This is a genomic window from Collinsella provencensis, assembly GCF_900199705.1.
Classification (GTDB): domain Bacteria; phylum Actinomycetota; class Coriobacteriia; order Coriobacteriales; family Coriobacteriaceae; genus Collinsella; species Collinsella provencensis.
In genome coordinates this window covers 1,596,986-1,614,443 of record NZ_LT904908.1, presented here as the reverse complement: position 1 = coordinate 1,614,443, position 17,458 = coordinate 1,596,986, and the positions used below count along the sequence as shown (strand labels likewise).

General features: G+C 59.3%; 22 protein-coding genes and 1 tRNA gene. 1 reads left to right on the top strand and 22 read right to left on the bottom strand.

Annotated elements, in window-relative coordinates:
- Nucleotides 1-281 precede the first annotated feature (281 nt).
- From C1711_RS07135 to rpsL, 22 genes are all read right to left on the bottom strand, one after another.
- On the bottom strand, nucleotides 282-1,355 hold the full coding sequence (locus C1711_RS07135) for a Gfo/Idh/MocA family protein (RefSeq protein WP_102338410.1): 1,074 nt from the start codon (nucleotides 1,353-1,355) through the stop codon (nucleotides 282-284).
- A gap of 171 nt (nucleotides 1,356-1,526) precedes the next feature.
- The gene (locus tag C1711_RS07130; RefSeq protein ID WP_102338409.1) at nucleotides 1,527-2,510 is read right to left on the bottom strand and encodes a D-isomer specific 2-hydroxyacid dehydrogenase family protein; all 984 of its coding nucleotides are present in this window, start codon (nucleotides 2,508-2,510) and stop codon (nucleotides 1,527-1,529) included.
- 244 nt (nucleotides 2,511-2,754) lie between these two features.
- Nucleotides 2,755-3,078, bottom strand: a complete 324-nt coding sequence (rplX, locus tag C1711_RS07125; RefSeq protein ID WP_102338408.1) for a 50S ribosomal protein L24 — start codon at nucleotides 3,076-3,078, stop codon at nucleotides 2,755-2,757.
- 18 nt (nucleotides 3,079-3,096) lie between these two features.
- Nucleotides 3,097-3,465 (bottom strand): 50S ribosomal protein L14, encoded by a 369-nt coding sequence (gene rplN / locus C1711_RS07120; RefSeq protein ID WP_006720295.1) that lies wholly within the window; start codon nucleotides 3,463-3,465, stop codon nucleotides 3,097-3,099.
- A 106-nt stretch (nucleotides 3,466-3,571) separates the two neighbouring features.
- The gene (rpsQ, locus tag C1711_RS07115) at nucleotides 3,572-3,838 is read right to left on the bottom strand and encodes a 30S ribosomal protein S17 (RefSeq protein ID WP_102338407.1); all 267 of its coding nucleotides are present in this window, start codon (nucleotides 3,836-3,838) and stop codon (nucleotides 3,572-3,574) included.
- A gap of 14 nt (nucleotides 3,839-3,852) precedes the next feature.
- The gene (gene rpmC, locus C1711_RS07110; protein ID WP_102338406.1) at nucleotides 3,853-4,068 is read right to left on the bottom strand and encodes a 50S ribosomal protein L29; all 216 of its coding nucleotides are present in this window, start codon (nucleotides 4,066-4,068) and stop codon (nucleotides 3,853-3,855) included.
- Entirely contained in the window at nucleotides 4,068-4,493 is a 426-nt protein-coding gene (gene rplP / locus C1711_RS07105; protein WP_102338405.1) for a 50S ribosomal protein L16, read from the bottom strand. Before rplP ends, rpmC begins: the two co-directional genes overlap by 1 nt.
- Nucleotides 4,493-5,203 carry a 30S ribosomal protein S3 gene (rpsC, locus tag C1711_RS07100; protein ID WP_102338404.1) on the bottom strand — a complete coding sequence of 237 codons (711 nt, stop codon included), beginning with the start codon at nucleotides 5,201-5,203 and terminating at the stop codon, nucleotides 4,493-4,495. The genes rplP and rpsC overlap by 1 nt, the downstream gene beginning before the upstream one ends.
- 5 nt (nucleotides 5,204-5,208) lie before the next feature.
- Nucleotides 5,209-5,574, bottom strand: a complete 366-nt coding sequence (gene rplV, locus C1711_RS07095; protein ID WP_102338403.1) for a 50S ribosomal protein L22 — start codon at nucleotides 5,572-5,574, stop codon at nucleotides 5,209-5,211.
- A 13-nt stretch (nucleotides 5,575-5,587) separates the two neighbouring features.
- On the bottom strand, nucleotides 5,588-5,848 hold the full coding sequence (rpsS, locus tag C1711_RS07090; RefSeq protein ID WP_102338402.1) for a 30S ribosomal protein S19: 261 nt from the start codon (nucleotides 5,846-5,848) through the stop codon (nucleotides 5,588-5,590).
- Nucleotides 5,849-5,874: 26 nt separating this feature from the next.
- Complete coding sequence (gene rplB, locus C1711_RS07085) at nucleotides 5,875-6,705, bottom strand: 50S ribosomal protein L2 (RefSeq protein WP_102338401.1); 831 nt, start codon at nucleotides 6,703-6,705, stop codon at nucleotides 5,875-5,877.
- A 166-nt stretch (nucleotides 6,706-6,871) separates the two neighbouring features.
- A complete protein-coding gene (gene rplW / locus C1711_RS07080) occupies nucleotides 6,872-7,153 on the bottom strand; it encodes a 50S ribosomal protein L23 (protein ID WP_102338400.1) in 282 nt (93 codons plus the stop codon).
- The gene (rplD, locus tag C1711_RS07075; RefSeq protein WP_102338399.1) at nucleotides 7,154-7,780 is read right to left on the bottom strand and encodes a 50S ribosomal protein L4; all 627 of its coding nucleotides are present in this window, start codon (nucleotides 7,778-7,780) and stop codon (nucleotides 7,154-7,156) included.
- 14 nt (nucleotides 7,781-7,794) lie between these two features.
- Nucleotides 7,795-8,415: a 50S ribosomal protein L3 gene (gene rplC, locus C1711_RS07070; protein WP_102338398.1), complete on the bottom strand. Its 621-nt coding sequence runs from the start codon at nucleotides 8,413-8,415 to the stop codon at nucleotides 7,795-7,797.
- 620 nt (nucleotides 8,416-9,035) lie between these two features.
- On the bottom strand, nucleotides 9,036-9,647 hold the full coding sequence (locus tag C1711_RS07065; RefSeq protein WP_102338397.1) for a histidine phosphatase family protein: 612 nt from the start codon (nucleotides 9,645-9,647) through the stop codon (nucleotides 9,036-9,038).
- 29 nt (nucleotides 9,648-9,676) lie between these two features.
- The gene (locus C1711_RS07060; RefSeq protein WP_234346326.1) at nucleotides 9,677-10,828 is read right to left on the bottom strand and encodes a cation diffusion facilitator family transporter; all 1,152 of its coding nucleotides are present in this window, start codon (nucleotides 10,826-10,828) and stop codon (nucleotides 9,677-9,679) included.
- A gap of 149 nt (nucleotides 10,829-10,977) precedes the next feature.
- A tRNA-Pro gene (locus C1711_RS07055) sits at nucleotides 10,978-11,054 on the bottom strand.
- Nucleotides 11,055-11,184: 130 nt separating this feature from the next.
- Nucleotides 11,185-12,399, bottom strand: a complete 1,215-nt coding sequence (locus C1711_RS07050; RefSeq protein ID WP_102338395.1) for an iron-containing alcohol dehydrogenase — start codon at nucleotides 12,397-12,399, stop codon at nucleotides 11,185-11,187.
- 556 nt (nucleotides 12,400-12,955) lie between these two features.
- The gene (gene rpsJ / locus C1711_RS07045) at nucleotides 12,956-13,264 is read right to left on the bottom strand and encodes a 30S ribosomal protein S10 (protein ID WP_102338394.1); all 309 of its coding nucleotides are present in this window, start codon (nucleotides 13,262-13,264) and stop codon (nucleotides 12,956-12,958) included.
- Between the two features lie 63 nt (nucleotides 13,265-13,327).
- Nucleotides 13,328-15,433 carry an elongation factor G gene (gene fusA / locus C1711_RS07040; protein ID WP_102338393.1) on the bottom strand — a complete coding sequence of 702 codons (2,106 nt, stop codon included), beginning with the start codon at nucleotides 15,431-15,433 and terminating at the stop codon, nucleotides 13,328-13,330.
- A gap of 21 nt (nucleotides 15,434-15,454) precedes the next feature.
- Nucleotides 15,455-15,928, bottom strand: coding sequence for a 30S ribosomal protein S7 (gene rpsG / locus C1711_RS07035; protein WP_102338392.1), 474 nt, complete (start codon nucleotides 15,926-15,928; stop codon nucleotides 15,455-15,457).
- A 43-nt stretch (nucleotides 15,929-15,971) separates the two neighbouring features.
- Nucleotides 15,972-16,343 carry a 30S ribosomal protein S12 gene (gene rpsL / locus C1711_RS07030; protein WP_102338391.1) on the bottom strand — a complete coding sequence of 124 codons (372 nt, stop codon included), beginning with the start codon at nucleotides 16,341-16,343 and terminating at the stop codon, nucleotides 15,972-15,974.
- A gap of 355 nt (nucleotides 16,344-16,698) precedes the next feature.
- Between rpsL and C1711_RS07025 the strand changes: the two genes are divergently transcribed.
- Entirely contained in the window at nucleotides 16,699-16,908 is a 210-nt protein-coding gene (locus C1711_RS07025) for a helix-turn-helix domain-containing protein (RefSeq protein WP_102338633.1), read from the top strand.
- Nucleotides 16,909-17,458: the final 550 nt, after the last annotated feature.

Sequence of the window (17,458 nt, the reverse complement as noted above, 5' to 3'; positions counted from 1 at the left end):
AGCCGTTCAGCCGCATATCATCCGGCGCTCGGACAGTCCTGCTCGCACGAAGGATTCGCTGAATCCTTCGGCTCGTGCGGAACTCGCAGCGGACGATATACGGCTGCACAGCTCAAAACGGTCACTTGGCCCATATATCTTTTTTGCTAATTGCATACCGACGTCCCGGCACATCGTTCCACGCGCAGTTCCGCACGCAAAGGAGGGTCCGGTGGACCCTCCGTCTTGCGCAGGACTGTTTGAGCATGGAATGATGTGCCGGGACGTCAGCCTGAATCTACCTACTCCTCCTCGGGGTACACCACGCCCCAGTCGCGACGCAGCTTGGTCATCACATCCATGACGTCGGCAGCATAGTCGAGCAGGCGAGCCTTGCTCTCGTCTCCTGCAACCGCCTGCTCAAGGTCCGCAATTTCGTAGCACAGGGCATATGCCTCTTCGCCCAGAGCGACCTCTTCGATGTGGCCGTCGTTGGTCCAAACAATCGTGGCATGATCGGCGCGCGGATAGCTCATGACCTCGATATAGCAATCATCAAAGCACAGATCGGCACGCTTGGGTTGCTTGGCGTGGAACGAAAGCGAGAACACGCCCAGCTGGCCTTCGGCATTGCGCGTCACAAAGCCGCTTTCCTCGTCCACGCCGGTCTTGAACATGTTCGCAAGCGACACGATCTCGTCCGGCTTGCTCTCCATGAACAGACGCGCGATGGAAAGCGCGTAGACACCGATATCGAGCATGGCGCCACCGGCGAGGCTGCGATTCCAGAAGCGACCATTCACATCGTTGTAATCGCGGAAGCTGCCGAAGTTGACCTGAGCGAGGTGCAGACGGCCAAACTCGCCCGCCTGTGCGCGGCTCAGCAGCTCGCGATACAGCGGCATGTGGAAGATGGTCGTTGCGTCCATGAGCACCACGTTGTGCTCGCGTGCAAGGGAACGTGCCTCGTCAAGCTCTTCGGAGTTGAGGGTGATGGCCTTCTCGCACAGAACGTGCTTGCCAGCGGCAAGGGCTCCGCGCAGATACTGTATGTGAGTGTTGTGCGGCGTGGAGATGTAAATGGCGTCGATCTCGGGGTCGGCGTAGAGCTCCTCCACGCTGTCGTACACCTTTGCCACGCCATATTGCTCGGCAAATGCCTCGGCCTTGGAACGCGTGCGATTGTAGATACCCTGCACGGTGCGACCTGCAAGCGCAAGCGACTGAGCCATCTGCTTGGCAATGACGCCACAGCCAATCGATGCCCAGCGAAGTTCAGGAGCGGTAAAAATGTCCTCGGGGAACGGCTTGTCTGCAACAGCTGCAAATGCGGCGTTTGCTGCTGCGGCGGCATCAACTGGAACTGGAGTGACCATAGGTCGTCCTTTCTACGCGTCTTGCGCCTATATGTGTGGCTCATTTTCCCATAATGCCTATACCAAGTTTTCTTTATCGCCTATTTGTTACAAACAAAACGGGAAGGCCCGTGCAAAAGAGCCCTCCCGCTTCTCACGTCGTATTGAAATGACACCCACGCGGCTTAAGGCTTATCGCACCTCAAGTGGAGAATCCTGCTCGTTACAGAACGCCAACAACGCCTGCGTCGTGCTGAATACCATATCGCGCACGTCCTCCTTCGTGTAGAACGCCATATGGGGCGAGACGATCACGTTGGGAAGCGCCATAAGCGCTGCGCGATCTCGATTGGGAAGCACCTCACGGCTCTTATCGAGATAGTACAAGTTGGTCTCGTTCTCGATGGTATCGAGCGCTGCACCGGCAAGATGACCGGACTCAAGGGTATCCAACAAGGCCTCGGTATCAACGAGAGAGCCACGTGCGGCGTTGACCAGCACAGCACCCTGCTTCATGCGAGCGAACTGCGGAGTTGCAATCATGTGATGGTTCACGGGCAGGGCGGGAGCGTGAAGCGTCACCACATCGGATTCAGCCAGCAGCGTATCGAGGTCGACGTAGGTTGCCAGCTGCGCAATGTCTTCTCGCTCAAAGGGATCGTACGCAAGAATACGGCAACCGAACCCCGTGAGATGGCGAATCACACACGAGCCGATGGCACCGGTGCCCACAACACCAACCGTGCAAGAAGAAATGTCGCGACCGAGTTTGCCCACGAGTGAGAAGTCCTGCACCTCGTTGTGGTTCATGATGAGCTTCATGTTCCGCAACGCCATAAGCATCAGCATGATCGTGTAGTTGGCAACGCCCTCGGGAGGGTACACTGCATGGGCAATACGAATCCCGACCTTTTGCGCATGCGCCAGGTCGATGTGATCGTATCCGATAGAACGGGTGCCGATAGCCTTGATCCCCAGCTCGTGATAGCGATCGAGCAGCCCGGATGTCATGGGGTTCGTGATGATGCTCAGCGCGTCTGCACCTGCGGCAAGGTCTGCGTTGTCGAGCGTAGGGGCATCTGAGGTCCAATCGAACTCGATATTGAGCTCGTTACAAACCTCCTCAAGGAATGGAAGCTCATCAAAGGGCCTTAAGGTGTAGGCAAACAGCTTCATGGCAATCCCTTCATTACGCAACACGCAAGCGAATTCGCCAACGCAAGAACGCTTTTCCCGCGGAACAACGCAATCATTTTACGCGCGAAACGAAAGCTCGTCTTGCATTAAAGGCTCATCCAGCATACGAATGCAAAAAGCCCCGGATACACCCCTGCACAATTCCTCATCCATCTCAAACGACAGATGAGGACATGCAATGGACGTACCCAGGGCTCAAAGGTTTAAGCTCTGTCCGTACGGATTAGAACTTGTGGCCGCACTTCTTGCAGACGCGCAGCTTGGTCTTGTGACCGTCGAGCTCGCCGGCCTCATGGCCAACGCGGGTGCGCTTGCCACAAGCGGGGCACACGAGCATGACGTTCGAAACGTCGATCGGCATCTCCTGAGAGACGATGCCGCCCTGCTGGTTATTGGGGTTGGGCTTGACGGCCTTCTTGGCAACAGCCACGCCCTCGACAACGACCTTGCCCTCGGAAGGCAGCGCGCGCAGAACGGTGCCCTGCGTGCCGCGATCCTTGCCGGAGAGCACCTCGACCTTGTCGCCCTTCTTGATGGACATAGACATAGTGGTCTCTCCCTTACGTTAGAGGGTCTCGGGTGCGAGCGAGACGATCTTCATGTACTTCTTGTCGCGGAGCTCGCGAGCGACAGGCCCGAAGATACGGGTGCCGACAGGCGAACCATCCTTGTTGATGACGACGGCGGCGTTGTCGTCAAAGCGGATGTAGGAACCGTCCTTGCGGCGGACCTCCTTGACGGTGCGCACGATGACGCAGCGAACAACATCCTTCTTCTTGACGTTAGCGCCCGGAGTGGCCTCCTGAACGGCGGCCATGACGACGTCACCGATGCCGGCATAGCGGCGCTTAGAGCCGCCCAGCACCTTAATGCAACGAACCTTGCGCGCACCGGAGTTGTCGGCAACGTTCAGCATGGTTTGCATCTGAATCATGGTTGGAACCTTTCCGAACCTAGGCCAGCGAGAGGTGCGACCGTCCTCAATGGACACCGGTGGTGGCCGGACGGGCGCACATCGCTGGGAAACTTACATCGACAGCTTACTTGGCACGCTCGATGATCTCGACGAGACGCCAGCGCTTGGTAGCGGACAGCGGACGGGTCTCCATGATGCGGACGGTATCGCCCACACCAGCGGTGCACTCCTCGTCATGGACGTGGAACTTCTTGGTCCTGGTCATCATCTTGCCGTACTTGGGATGGCGCTTCTGCTCCGTCGCGGTCACAACAATGCTCTTGTTGCCCATGATGGAGGTAACGACGCCCTGGCGGACCTTGCGCGCGTTGCGCTCAGTTGCTTCAGCCATTCTTTACTCCTGAACTACTCGGTAACAGCGGACTTCTCCGCTGCAATCTGACGAGCGCGCTGCTCCGTAAGGAGGCGAGCGATGTCCTTCTTCACGGTCTTCACGCGAGCGGTGTTGTCCAGCTGGCTGGTGGCCATCTGGAAACGAAGGTTGAAGAGCTCGGCACGGGCCTCTTTCAGCTTCTCAGCCAAGGCCTCGTCGGAAAGCTCACGGATCTCTGCGGGCTTCATTACTTGTCCTCCCCGTTCTGTGCGCGGGTAATGATCTTGGTCTTGATCGGCAGCTTGTGCTGGGCAAGACGCAGGGCCTCGCGAGCGATCTCCTCGGACACGCCGGCGATCTCGAACATAACGCGGCCCGGCTTGACGACGGCCACCCACTCCTCGGGGTTGCCCTTACCGGAACCCATGCGGGTCTCAGCCGGCTTCTTGGTGATGGGCTTATCCGGGAAGATGGTGATGTAGACCTTACCGCCACGCTTCATGTAGCGGGTCATGGCGATACGAGCGGCCTCGATCTGGCGGTTGGTGATCCAATGACGCTCGAGCGCCTGGATACCATACTCGCCGAAATGCAGCTCGGTATTGCCCTTAGCCTGGCCCTTCATGGAGCCACGCTGCACCTTGCGGTGGAGAATACGCTTAGGAGCAAGCACTACTGACCCCTCCTCTCGTTATTGCGACGACGCGGACGGGAGGTACCCTCGAGAGCCATGTTGGGAACAGGCTGGCCCGGGAGCTTCTCGCCCTGGTAGATCCAGACCTTGACACCGCAGGAGCCCATGGTGGTGTGGGCGGTGGCGGTACCATAGTCGATCTTGGCACGGAGGGTGTGCAGCGGCACGCGGCCCTCACGGTACCACTCGCGGCGGCCCATCTCGGCACCGCCGAGACGACCGGAGCACTGGATACGGATGCCCTTGGCGCCGGCCTTGCGAGCGGACTGAACCGCCTTGCGCATGGCGCGACGGAAGGCAACGCGGCCCTCGAGCTGCTCAGCGATGGACTGAGCAACGAGAACGGCGTCGAGCTCGGGGCGCTTGACCTCGATGACGTCGACGGACAGGTTGCCCTTGGAAACACCGGCGACAGCCTCGAGCTCGGTGCGCAGACCGTCGATCTCGGAGCCCTTCTTGCCGATGACAACGCCGGGGCGGGCGGTGAGGATGATAACCTTCACCTTGTCGCCGGCGCGCTCGATCTCCACGCGGGAGACGGCGGCACGGGCGAGACGCTTCTCGAGGAACTTACGGATCTCGAGGTCGTTGCCGAGAGTCTTGGCGTAATCCTTCTCAGCGAACCAGCGGGAGCGCCAGTTCTCGGTGATGCCAAGACGGAAACCAGTGGGATAGACTTTCTGACCCATGACGCTTATGCCTCCTTTCGGGGAGCGACGACGACGGTGATGTGGCTCGTGCGCTTCAGAATACGGGAAGCGGAGCCCTTGGCGCGAGGACGGATGCGCTTAAGCGTGGGGCCCTCGTCGACATATGCGGCCTTGACGAACAGGTCGTCGGCGCGCATCTGATTGTTGTGCTCGGCATTGGCAACAGCGGAGCGCAGGACCTTCTCCACGTCCACGGCGACGGAGCGCGTGCAGAAGTGGAGGATATCGAAGGCCTGGGCAACGTTCTTGCCGCGGATCAGATCGATCACGAGGCGAGCCTTGCCGGGGGACACGCGCACGTACTTAGCCGTGGCACGGACCTCGCGGGTCTCGGTGGAAGTAGTAGCCATTTACCTAAACCCCCTATTTGGCCTTGTGGCCACGGAACGTACGGCTGGGAGCGAACTCACCCAGCTTGTGACCGACCATGGACTCAGTGACGTACACGGGAACATGCTTGCGGCCGTCGTGGACGGCGATGGTGTGGCCGACCATCTCGGGGAAGATGGTGGACGCGCGAGACCAGGTCTTCACGACGTCCTTCTTGCCAGCCTCGTTCATCGCGATGATACGCGAGAGGAGGCGCGCCTCTACGAACGGGCCCTTTTTGAGACTTCTGCTCATAAGTGCTTTCTCCTAACGGGTATCGGTTACTTCTTACGACGACGGATGATGAGGTCGTTGGACGTCTTCTTCTTGTTGCGGGTGCGATAGCCCTTAGACGGGGTGCCCCAAGGAGAGACGGACGGACGACCAGAGGTGTGGGAACGACCCTCGCCACCGCCGTGCGGGTGGTCGACAGGGTTCATGACCGTACCACGGACCGTCGGGCGGACGCCCATCTTGCGATGACGACCGGCCTTGCCGATGACGATGTTGGAGTGCTCGGCGTTGCCGACCTCGCCGACGGTGGCGCGGCAGGTGACGAGCACGCGGCGCATCTCGGAGGAGGGCATACGCAGGATGGCATACTTGCCCTCCTTGCCCATGAGCTGGCAGGCGGTACCGGCGGAGCGAGCGATCGCGGCGCCCTTACCGGGCATGAACTCGATGGCGTGGATGAGCGTACCCACGGGGATCTCGGACAGCGGCATGGCGTTGCCCGGCTTGATGTCGGCGCCGGCACCGGACAGGATGGTGTCGCCGACCTTGAGGCCCTTGGGGGCGAGGATGTAGCGCTTCTCGCCGTCCACATAGTGGAGCAGGGCGATACGAGCAGAACGGTTAGGATCGTACTCGATGGTGGCAACCTTGGCGGGCACGCCGTCCTTGTTGCGCTTGAAATCGATGACGCGATACTGGCGCTTCACGCGGCCACCCTGGTGGCGCATGGTGATGCGACCGGCATTGTTGCGGCCAGCCTTGACGGGCAGCGGCTCGAGAAGCGACTTCTCGGGCGTGGTGCAGGTGATCTCGGCGAAGTCCGAGATCGTCTGCCAGCGCCTGCCTGCGCTGGTCGGCTTAAGGTGCTTTACAGCCATTACCTTATCCCTTCAAATCGATCCGTTGGCCACCGCAAGCGGGGATGTGCGGATACGGTGACACCGGATTACCACGGCACCGGGCGTTTCTTCTTTTAACGCACGGTGTGACTTGCGCTTGCCTCCCCATTTGAGAGGCAAGCGACAAATAACTCAGTCGTTAGACCTAGGCGCCAAAGACCTCGATGGACTGGCCCTCGGCCACGGTGACGACGGCCTTCTTCCAGGAACGCGTCTTGCCAGCGACATAGCGCACACGCTTGGTCTTGGGCTTGACGATGAGGGTGTTCACGCGAACGACCTTCACGCCGAAAATCTCCTCGACGGCGTCCTTGATCTGGTACTTGTTGGCGTTCTTGGCCACCTCAAAGGTGTACTTGTTCTCCTCCATAGCGGAGTAGGAACGCTCGGACACGATGGGGCGAATGATGATCTCGTGAGCGGTCATTTAAGCGAGCACCTCCCCGAAGTGAGCAGCGACGTCGGCGGGCATCAGCAGAGCGCCGTTGTTGATGAGGTCATAGGTGTTGGCCTCAGACGGCGTGATGATCCACGTCTTGGGAATGTTGCGGAAGGAGAGGTAAGCGTTGATGTCGTCCTCGCGAACGATGATCGTGAGACGCTTGCCCTCGATGCCAAGAGCCTTGAGCATGGCAACAGCGGCCTTGGTGGACGGCTTCTCAAAGCCGTAGTCGTCCACGAGCACGAGCTCGTTGTCGCGAACCTTCGCAGACAGAGCGGAGCGCATAGCGAGCTTGACCTCTTTGTTGTTCATGCGCTTGACGTAGGTGCGGGGCTTGGGCCCGAAGATCACACCACCGCCACGCCACTGGGAAGCGCGGATGGAACCCTGGCGAGCACGGCCGGTGCCCTTCTGACGCCACGGCTTCTTGCCGCCACCGGAGACCTCAGAACGGCCCTTGGTGGACTGGGTACCCTGACGCCAGCAAGCCTGCTGGCACGTAACGATGTGGTGCATGACGTGGATGTTCGGCTCGATGCCGTACACGCCCTCGGCGAGCTCGGTCTCAGCGACCTTCTTGCCCTCGGCGTTCTTCACCTCAAACATAGACATTCGACGATCCTCCTTTACGCCATGCGGATGGCGACCAGACCGTTCTTGCCACCGGGCACAGCGCCCTTGACAAGGATGAGGTTCTGCTCAGCATCAATGCGGACAACAGAGAGGTTCTTCACCGTCACACGAGCATTACCCATGTGACCGGCCATCTTGACGCCCTTGAGGACGCGGGCCGGGTAAGCGCACTGGCCGATGGAGCCGGGGTGACGCTGGATGTGGGAACCGTGGGTCATAGGACCGCGGCGCTGGTTCCAGCGCTTGATGCGACCCTGGAAGCCCTTACCCTTGGAGGTGCCGATGACGTCGACCTTGGCAACGCCCTCGAAATCTGCGACGGTCACGACATCGCCGACCTTGTGGTCGGAGCCGTTCTCGACGCGAACCTCACGGAGGTAACGGACGGGCTCGACGCCAGCCTTGGCAAAGTGACCAGCCATGGGCTTGTTCACATGCTTGGCCTTGATGTCGCCGAAGCCGATCTGGACGGCGTCATAGCCGTCGGTCGCCTCAGTTTTAACCTGCGAGACGGTGCAGGGGCCAGCCTGGATGACCGTGACGGGCACGACGTTGTCGTCCTCGTCCCAAACCTGGGTCATACCGATCTTGCGGCCGAGAATCATGTTGATCATTGACGATCTCCAACTTCTCGGTGGTCTTGGGACTTTGCACTCACCCCTTGCGAGTGCCCCCAGCGGACCACATACGGACTACTGCGCTTGCTGCTTGCATTTTCCCTCGCATCACGGCACGGCAACCCATTTGAGCACGTAGATGCTACAGGCATAATCCTCCCAGTAAGCACAGCTTGACTATTGTACACGTTGCCGCGCGTCTCCATATTGTCTTCGCAATGTTTTTGCTGGTGAAGATATGCAAATTGAGATGGACAGAGCGGGCATATAAGGTCCGGCGCTCGAACAGTCCTGCTCGCACGAAGGATTCACTGAATCCTTCGGCTCGTGCGGAACTCGCGGCAGATCTTATATGTCCGTTCTGCTTGATGTGCCTTCTATCGCCTATGGTCAGCAGCTGTTGCCTATGCTTGTCGGCCATTGCCTATGGAATTCTGCATTTTGATGCCCTTCAAATGACAAAAACCATAGGCAACAACAAGAGGCCATAGGTAATGGGAACGAATTGTTTCGATCGAATAATGGGGTCCAATGGACAGACATAGCCCATCAGGCGATTTCTCGAAGAGCTGAGCTGAGGGGCTATGTCTGCCCCAACCTATTTATTCGTTCAACGCCTATTCCACGCTGTGGTTGACGATCTGCTCGCACATAAATGACTGCGTGGCGGGATCGAACTCGTAGACCAGGATGCAACAATTTCCCAAATGCACGTCCTGAGGACACGTTGCCAAGTGTTCCCACGCTTGCTTGAACTGATAGGTTGCCGAACCATGACTCACCGCGAGAACGCTATCGGCGTGAGGCGCAAGCATGATACGCGTCAGGGTGTCCACCATGCGAGACCGCACCGAGGCGTTGCCCTCTCCCCCATACGGGACCAAGGCATCGCCGGGATCCCACAGGTCCGCGGGCACATCCTCGCGAGGACCGGACTCGAATACTCCGTAGCTGCGTTCAATGAGCCCGGGGATGAATTCAATGGGCGGAAGTGCTGTATCGCCGGCGGCCGTAAGGTCCGCACGTATGGTGTCGAGGGTTGCCCGTGTGCGACCGAGCGGCGAGGCGCACATCCGATCAAAATGCACGTCATGTGCGGTAAACCAAGCGGCGGCCGCATGCGCCTGCTTTACGCCAAGTTCGGTAAGCGGAGAGTCGCATTGGCCTTGTACACGCAACTGCATGTTGTACTCAGTTTGCCCGTGTCTCATGAGATACAGCTTTGACATCTTTGCTCGCCCTCCCCGAACTCGCTCGCCTACTGCGCGGCGCTCACGTAATCCTCGTCCACCGTGATCTTGCAGATGGCCTGGGGATACACGGCGATCACACGCTCCGACAGGCGCTCCTTGATCTCGGCGGCGCACAGCGCGCATCCCGCCGGACGCAGGCAGTCGAAGATGACGTTCGTGTGGGTGGGGCCTGGCACGCAGCGCAAATCATGGATGCTCATACGCGGGTCGATACTCTTCGCCATGTCATTAATCCGATTGCGCATATCCAGGACCTCGGGGTCATTAGTGACGATGGGATCGTAGTGCAGCGTGACGATCAGGCCCTCGTTGTCCTTAAATGCCTGCTCGATGTTGTCGAGGGTATCGTGGCTCACCAAGGGGCCGTCCTCGGCCGCCATCTCCACGTGCGCGCTGGCGAACTGACGGCCCGGACCGTAGTCGTGCACCATAAGGTCATGCGTACCGAGTACGCCATCGTAGCTCATGATCGTAGAGCGAATGTGCTCCACGAGCTTGGGGTCGGGCGCCTCACCCAGCAGCGGGTCAATCGTGTCTTTGATGAGCTCCACGCCGCTGTAGATGATGTAACCGCCCACGGCAAGGCCCGCCCAGGCATCGAGGTTGACCCCCGTGAACTGGCCGATGATGCTCGTAAGCAAAACTGCAGCAGTTGCAATCGCGTCGTTTTTGGAGTCCTGCGCAGTGGCGATCAGAGTCTCGGAGTCGATGCGATTGCCGAGCCCCCTGTTGAACGCCGCCATCCAGAGCTTCACCGCGATCGACATCACGAGCACCGCAACGAGCGCCAGGGAAAAGTCCACCGGCGTGGGGGCGATGATCTTCTCAATCGATGACCTCAACAGCTCGATGCCAATGAGCAGCACCATCACCGCCACCACAAGGCCCGATAGGTACTCATAGCGCCCGTGTCCGTACGGATGCTCGGGGTCGGCCGGGCGGCTCGCCAGCTTGAAGCCGAGCACGCTCACGATGTTGGAGGACGCGTCGGTGAGGTTGTTCAAGGCATCGGCCACGATGGACACCGAACCCGACACCAGGCCGATCGCGCCCTTTGCGGCGCACAAGATGATGTTGAGCATGATGCACACCATGCCCGTCAGCGCGCCCACGCGCGAACGATCCCCTTGGGCACGCGAATAAATCCACTCGTTCACGTCGGTCTTCCCTTCCAACGTTCCAACTGGAGCAACCATATGACCGTGACCACGCGGCAAACGGGACGTTCACCCACACCGCAGTAAAGCAGACAAGCCATAAGAGAAAAGCGAGCCCGCTGAACAGCGCGAGCTCGCCTATTACGCAATGGTCGGGTTGACTGGATTTGAACCAGCGACCCCTGCGTCCCGAACGCAGTGCTCTACCAAACTGAGCCACAACCCGAAGCTTCGCTATCGTAGCAGAACCGCGGGCGGAATGCTAGAGCACCGTTACGCCTTTCACAACAAAACAGGGTCCGCACCATACTTGCACGGACCCTGCACATCAGCAACGAAAGCGATGCTCAGTGAATTTAGAACGTCACCGGAGTGTCGTTGTAGACGCACTCGAGCAGCTGCTCCATCTCCTCCTGGGACGGCTGACGCGGGTTGGAGCCAGTGCAAGCGTCGAGGATGGCGTTGGCGGCAACGTCGTGCTTCTTGGCCTCGAACTCCTCGTAGTCGATGATGGACTCGTCGGCCTTGACGCCCTTGGCACCGTAATTCTTGATACCCTGCGGGATGTCGATGCGGTCGTTGAGGTCGCGGATCATCTGAACGAGAGCCTCGACGAGCTCCTCGTCGGTCTCGCCGTCGAGGTGGAAGATCTCCTTGGCGATGTAGGCATAACGACCCTTGGCGCGCTCGTCCTTGGCGTTGAACTGGATGACCTTGCCGAGGTACATGGCGTTGGCGCAACCATGGATGATATGGTCGCCAGAGAAGGCGGCGCCGGTCTTGTGGGCCATGGAGTGGACGATGCCGAGCAGGCCGCTGGAGAACGCGATGCCGGCGATGCACTGGGCGTCATGCATGTGCTGACGGGCCTCTTTGTCGCCGTCATAGGACTTGGGCAGCCAGGTCACGATCTCGCGCATGGCGTAAAGTGCGTTGGCATCGGTGTAGGGAGAGGCAGCGGTGGAGACGTAAGCCTCGATGGCATGGGTCAGCGCGTCCATACCAGTGTGAGCGCAGAGCTTGGCAGGCATGGTGTAGGTGAGCTCAGGGTCGACGATGGCGACGTCCGGGGTAATCTCGAAGTCGGCAATCGGGAACTTGATGCCCTGGGCGTAGTCGGTAATGATGGAGAACGCGGTGACCTCGGTCGCGGTGCCGGAGGTAGAGGAAATGGCGCAGAAGTGGGCTTTGGTGCGCAGCTTGGGCAGGCCGAAGACCTTGCACATATCCTCGAACGTGGTCTCAGGATACTCATACTTGATCCACATGGCCTTAGCGGCGTCGATCGGAGAGCCGCCACCGAGGGCGACGATCCAGTCAGGCTCGAACTCGGCCATGACGGCAGCGCCCTTCATAACGGTCTCAACAGAAGGGTCGGACTCGACGCCCTCGATGAGCTTGACTTCCATGCCGGCAGCCTCAAGGTCGGCCTGGACATCCTGAAGGAAACCGCCACGGCGCATGGAGCCGCCGCCGGTCACAATGACGGCCTTCTTGCCCACGAAGTTCTTGACCTCGTGGCGAGCGCCCTCACCGAAATAAAGGTCACGCGGGTTGGTAAAACGTCCCATAATTGCCTCCATTCGCAGGATTACCTGCATCTTTGCACGAAGCGACCACCGCTTCGTTAGGACCGATTGGGCACGCCGGGCAAACGCAGGACAATCAATGCGGTACGTTCTTCCGCCGTTCCGGGCATCGCTTGTAAAACGTGGCATATACCAGCGGCTCCTTAACGCAATGCCAGATATGCGCTCATGTATGCAAGCGATTAACCACAAACACGCGTAGTATACCACGCTTTAGCGCACAGCTTGCAATTAAGCTACCCATCTTGTAGGGAAAACTGTAATGCGCAATGAGACAGGATTTTCGCATAGAAACCCGGTTTGTCCAAGTAGACCGCGGATTCCCAAATATAAAACCACAGGTAAATTGCTTGCAGCTTTTGTCTCTACTTGCCAAAATGCCCAAACAGTGTGAAAACCCTACCTCGTTGTGCGTTGAGCATGAAAAACCGTCGCCTTAAGACGGCGAAGCCGAATACCTTTTATCGCCGATAGTTCCGTAAACAAAAAGCCGCCACCCGAAGGCAGCGGCTTTTCACGTTGATGTCAGTCGAGCAGCTTAGAGCTTGATCTCGATGTCGACACCGGCGGGAAGGTCGAGACGCATGAGCGAGTCGACGGTGCCGGGCGTGGGCTCAAGGATGTCGATGAGGCGCTTGTGGGTGCGCATCTCGAACTGCTCACGGGAGTCCTTGTTCACGTGCGGGGAGCGGATAACCGTGTACAGGTTGCGCTCGGTGGGCAGCGGAATGGGGCCGGACACACGAGCACCGGTCTTCTGGGCGGTCTCGACGATCAGCTTCGCAGACTGATCCACGACCTCATGATCATAGCCCTTAAGACGGATCCTGATCTTCTGGCTGGACACTTCTACCTCCAAAGGGGATGGGCGAGGACACCCTCGCGTCGATACTACTACGGGCGAGGGACCTTAGTTGGTTCCGTTCTTGGCCATGACCTCTTCCACGAGCGACTTGGGTGCCGGCTCGTAGGAATCGAACTGCATGGTGTAAGAGGCGCGACCCTGGGTCTGGGAGCGAAGGTCGGTGGCGTAGCCGAACATTTCGCCCAGCGGCACCTTGGCGCGGATGACCTTGTTGCCACCGCGGTCGTCCATGCCCTCGATCTTGCCACGGCGACCGGACAGGTTGCCCATGACATCGCCCATGTACTGCTCGGGGGTCTCAACCTCAACGGCCATGTAGGGCTCGAGGAGGATGGGGTCGGACTTGCGCAGGGCGTCCTTGATGGCCATGGAGCCGGCGATCTTGAAGGCGGCCTCGGAGGAGTCGACCTCGTGGTAGGAGCCGTCGAACAGGGTGACCTTCACGTCGACGACCGGGAAGCCGGAGATAACGCCGGTGTTCAGCGCCTCCTGGATGCCCTTGTCGATGGACGGGATGTACTCCTTGGGCACGACGCCGCCGACGATGGCGTTGACGAACTCGTAGCCAAAGCCCTCTTCCATCTTCTCCAGCTTGATAACGGCGTGACCGTACTGGCCGCGACCACCGGACTGGCGAACGAATTTGCCCTCGGCCTTCTCGACGTCATGGCCCGGAGCCTCGCGGTAGGCGACCTGGGGCTTACCCACGTTGGCCTCGACCTTGAACTCGCGGAGCAGACGGTCGACGATGATCTCGAGGTGCAGCTCGCCCATGCCGGCGATGATGGTCTGGCCGGTCTCGTGGTTGGTGGACACCTGGAAGGTCGGGTCCTCCTCGGCGAGCTTGGTCAGCGCGATGGACATCTTGTCCTGCTCGGCCTTGGTCTTGGGCTCGATGGCGATGTCGATAACGGGCTTGGCGAACTCGATCTGCTCGAGGACGATCTCCTTGCCCTCCTCGCACAGGGTGTCGCCGGTCGTGGTGCTCTTGAGACCCACGGCGGCAAGAATGTCACCCGCGGTGGCGCCGTCGACGTCGATACGGTCGTTGGCGTTCATCTCGAGGATGCGGCCGAAGCGCTCACGGCTGTTGCTCGTGGCGTTGGACACGTAGGAGCCGGCGTCGATGTGACCGGAGTACACGCGGAAGAAGGTGAGCTTGCCGACGAACGGGTCGGTAGCGATCTTGAAGGCGAGGGCCGCGAACGGAGCGTCAGCGGAGGCCTCACGGGTCTCGGTCTCACCGGTCTTGGGGTTGGTGCCCTCCACGGGCGGGACATCAAGCGGGCTCGGGAGGTAATCCACAACGGCGTCGAGAAGCTCCTGCACGCCCTTGTTCTTGTAGGCGGAGCCCACGAGAACCGGGTTGAGCTCGTTGGCGAGCGTACCCTTGCGGATAGCTGCCTTGAGCGTGTCCACAGGGATCTCCTCGTCCTCGAGAACCATCATCATGAGGTCGTCGTCGTAGTTGGCGGCGGCGTCGAGCAGCTCGGCGCGCTTCTCCTCCACGATGTCGGCGAACTCGGCGGGGATCTCATCCATCGGCTCGGGATAGGTCATGCCCTTGTCGTCGGCCTTGAAGTCCCAAGCGGTCATGGTCACGAGGTCGATAACGCCCCAGAAGTTGTCTTCGGCGCCCATCGGGACCTGGATGGCCACAGCGTTGGCGTTGAGGCGCTCCTTCATGGTGTCGATAGCGTGGAAGAAGTCGGCGCCCACGCGGTCATACTTGTTGATGAACGCGATGCGGGGGACGTTGAAGTTGCGAGCCTGGCGCCACACGGTCTCGGACTGCGGCTGAACGCCGGCAACGGCGTCGAACACGGCGACGGCACCGTCGAGAACGCGCAGGGAGCGCTCAACCTCAGCGGTGAAGTCGACGTGGCCCGGAGTGTCGATGATCTGGACGCGGTAGGTCTTGTCATCCTTCTTCCAGAAGCACGTGGTGGCGGCGGACTGAATGGTAACGCCGCGCTCCTGCTCCTGAATCATCCAGTCCATGGTGGCAGCGCCCTCATGGACCTCACCGATCTTGTGCGTCTTACCGGTGTAGTACAGGATGCGCTCGGTCGTGGTGGTCTTGCCGGCATCGATGTGGGCCATGATGCCGATGTTGCGAGTTTCGGAAAGCTTGTACTTGGGCTTAGCCATGTGTCAGTTCCTTCCTGTAACTTACCAACGATAGTGAGAGAACGCGCGGTTGGCCTCGGCCATCTTGAAGACGTCCTCGCGCTTCTTCACGGAAGCGCCGACGCCGTTGGAGGCGTCCATGATCTCGGCGGCAAGGCGCTCGGCCATGGTCTTCTCCTTACGAGCGCGAGAGAAGTTGACCATCCAGCGAATAGCGAGCTGGGTGGAACGACGGGCGTTGACCTCCATAGGAACCTGGTAGGTGGCGCCACCAACGCGCTTGGGCTTGACCTCGAGGGTCGGCTTGATGTTGTCCATGGCCTTCTTGAACACAGCGAGGGCGTCCTCGCCGGTCTTCTCGGCAACCATCTCGAACGCGCTGTAAACGATGCGCTCGGCGGTGGACTTCTTGCCGTCAAGCAAGACCTTGTTGATGAGCTGCGTCACGAGGCGATTGTTGTAAACAGCATCAGGCTGAACCTCGCGGCGATGAGTTTTTGCTGCACGACGCGGCATAGTGTTTCTCCTCTAACTAAGAATGATCGGGGTCTACGCAGTTCTACTTCGGGCGCTTGGTGCCGTACTGAGAACGGGCCTGCTTGCGGTTGGCAACAGGGGCGCAGTCGTAGCAGCCACGGATGATGTGATAGCGCACACCAGGGAGGTCGCGGACACGACCGCCGCGGACGAGCACGATCGAGTGCTCCTGCAGGTTGTGGCCCTCACCGGGGATGTAGGCGGTGACCTCGATGCCATTCACGAGGCGCACACGGGCGACCTTGCGAAGAGCGGAGTTCGGCTTCTTGGGGGAGGTGGTGAACACACGGGTGCACACACCGCGCTTCTGCGCGTTGCGCTTAAGAGCGGCGTTCTTGGACTTCTTGGGCGTCGAACGACGGCCCTGGCGAACCAGCTGGTTGATAGTAGGCAAAGCGTACTCCTTCTCGTAAATATCCAGCTTCCAATTCAAAGTGCAACGGCTTGTTAAGGGGAGTCAGCATCCTCCCGCAGAACATGCGGTTCGCTATGATACGCGCGCGTAGGAGGCGCGTCAACAGACCACGCGCCCGGGCGTTTCCTGTTTTTTGTAAGAACGCGGAAAGTCTCCACATTTGGGTTGTACTTTTCTATTCCGCCGCATGCGCGGTACTACAGCGCATGCGCAAGAGCCCAATACGCTGTGAGAGCCCGACGCAGATACGGCAAATCTTGTTTTCCGTATGCCGAATACCCGGAACGTAAATCATGGTTTCGTTCTCCGTGAAAAACTTGCCAAGCTCAATGGCATGGATAAGAACATTCACCAGATATTCGGCGACAACATCCGCGCTATTCGCACCGGCGCAGGCCTCACGAAGGTCGATTTTTCGCTGCAGATGGGCATCAGCCGTGTCGAACTCGACCTCATTGAAAACGGCAGGTCCAACCCCACGCTTACCACGCTGAACAAACTCGCCCGAAACTTGGGTAAAGAGGTCTGGGAACTCCTTGTGTAGCGTGCCGGCACATCCGCAGCAGGAGTCGCGCAATTGCACCCAAGCATAAGGCCCTTGCACATCAAAGCGGGAGCCATTGCTAAATCATCACGTGCCTGCGTGCTGTATGGGCCATAAAACCAACGCCCAACGCTGCTCGCGATACTGCCAAAACCGCGCCAGATGAGTACGCGGACACTGTCAACATGAATAAACCCAGTCTCACTTCGCAACATGCGCTATGAGTGGGTGTCCGCGATGCAATGAGGTCGGTTATTCGCATAGAGCCGCGGTTTTGGCAAGTAGACAGCAGAACGTAAAATCAAAATACCTGGTAAATGAGGTGAAGTTTTCGCAAAAACGGCTATCTACTCGCGGGGATGCCGATTTTATGCGAATAACCGACCTCATTGCAGAGCTTGACCGGAAGCAACGCATCTTCCCCGCCCCAGTCCAGACCCACCACAGCGCGAACGTACTACGAACCGGATGAAAAGCAACATGCCCTTCACGTAGATACGACTTCACTTCGCATCGAAAAGCCTTACGAAAACGCGCCCCGACCGAAATA

Bases quoted from the DNA above. Each gene is read 5' to 3' on its own strand.
- C1711_RS07135 (WP_102338410.1), bottom strand. From the start codon at position 1,355: ATGGTCACTCCAGTTCCAGTTGATGCCGCCGCAGCAGCAAACGCCGCA.
- C1711_RS07130 (WP_102338409.1), bottom strand. From the start codon at position 2,510: ATGAAGCTGTTTGCCTACACCTTAAGGCCCTTTGATGAGCTTCCATTC.
- rplX (WP_102338408.1), bottom strand. From the start codon at position 3,078: ATGTCTATGTCCATCAAGAAGGGCGACAAGGTCGAGGTGCTCTCCGGC.
- rplN (WP_006720295.1), bottom strand. From the start codon at position 3,465: ATGATTCAGATGCAAACCATGCTGAACGTTGCCGACAACTCCGGTGCG.
- rpsQ (WP_102338407.1), bottom strand. From the start codon at position 3,838: ATGGCTGAAGCAACTGAGCGCAACGCGCGCAAGGTCCGCCAGGGCGTC.
- rpmC (WP_102338406.1), bottom strand. From the start codon at position 4,068: ATGAAGCCCGCAGAGATCCGTGAGCTTTCCGACGAGGCCTTGGCTGAG.
- rpsC (WP_102338404.1), bottom strand. From the start codon at position 5,203: ATGGGTCAGAAAGTCTATCCCACTGGTTTCCGTCTTGGCATCACCGAG.
- rplV (WP_102338403.1), bottom strand. From the start codon at position 5,574: ATGGCTACTACTTCCACCGAGACCCGCGAGGTCCGTGCCACGGCTAAG.
- rpsS (WP_102338402.1), bottom strand. From the start codon at position 5,848: ATGAGCAGAAGTCTCAAAAAGGGCCCGTTCGTAGAGGCGCGCCTCCTC.
- rplB (WP_102338401.1), bottom strand. From the start codon at position 6,705: ATGGCTGTAAAGCACCTTAAGCCGACCAGCGCAGGCAGGCGCTGGCAG.
- rplW (WP_102338400.1), bottom strand. From the start codon at position 7,153: ATGACCGCTCACGAGATCATCATTCGCCCCATCGTGTCCGAGCGTTCC.
- rplD (WP_102338399.1), bottom strand. From the start codon at position 7,780: ATGTCTATGTTTGAGGTGAAGAACGCCGAGGGCAAGAAGGTCGCTGAG.
- rplC (WP_102338398.1), bottom strand. From the start codon at position 8,415: ATGATCAACATGATTCTCGGCCGCAAGATCGGTATGACCCAGGTTTGG.
- C1711_RS07065 (WP_102338397.1), bottom strand. From the start codon at position 9,647: ATGTCAAAGCTGTATCTCATGAGACACGGGCAAACTGAGTACAACATG.
- C1711_RS07050 (WP_102338395.1), bottom strand. From the start codon at position 12,399: ATGGGACGTTTTACCAACCCGCGTGACCTTTATTTCGGTGAGGGCGCT.
- fusA (WP_102338393.1), bottom strand. From the start codon at position 15,433: ATGGCTAAGCCCAAGTACAAGCTTTCCGAAACTCGCAACATCGGCATC.
- rpsG (WP_102338392.1), bottom strand. From the start codon at position 15,928: ATGCCGCGTCGTGCAGCAAAAACTCATCGCCGCGAGGTTCAGCCTGAT.
- C1711_RS07025 (WP_102338633.1), top strand. From the start codon at position 16,699: ATGGATAAGAACATTCACCAGATATTCGGCGACAACATCCGCGCTATT.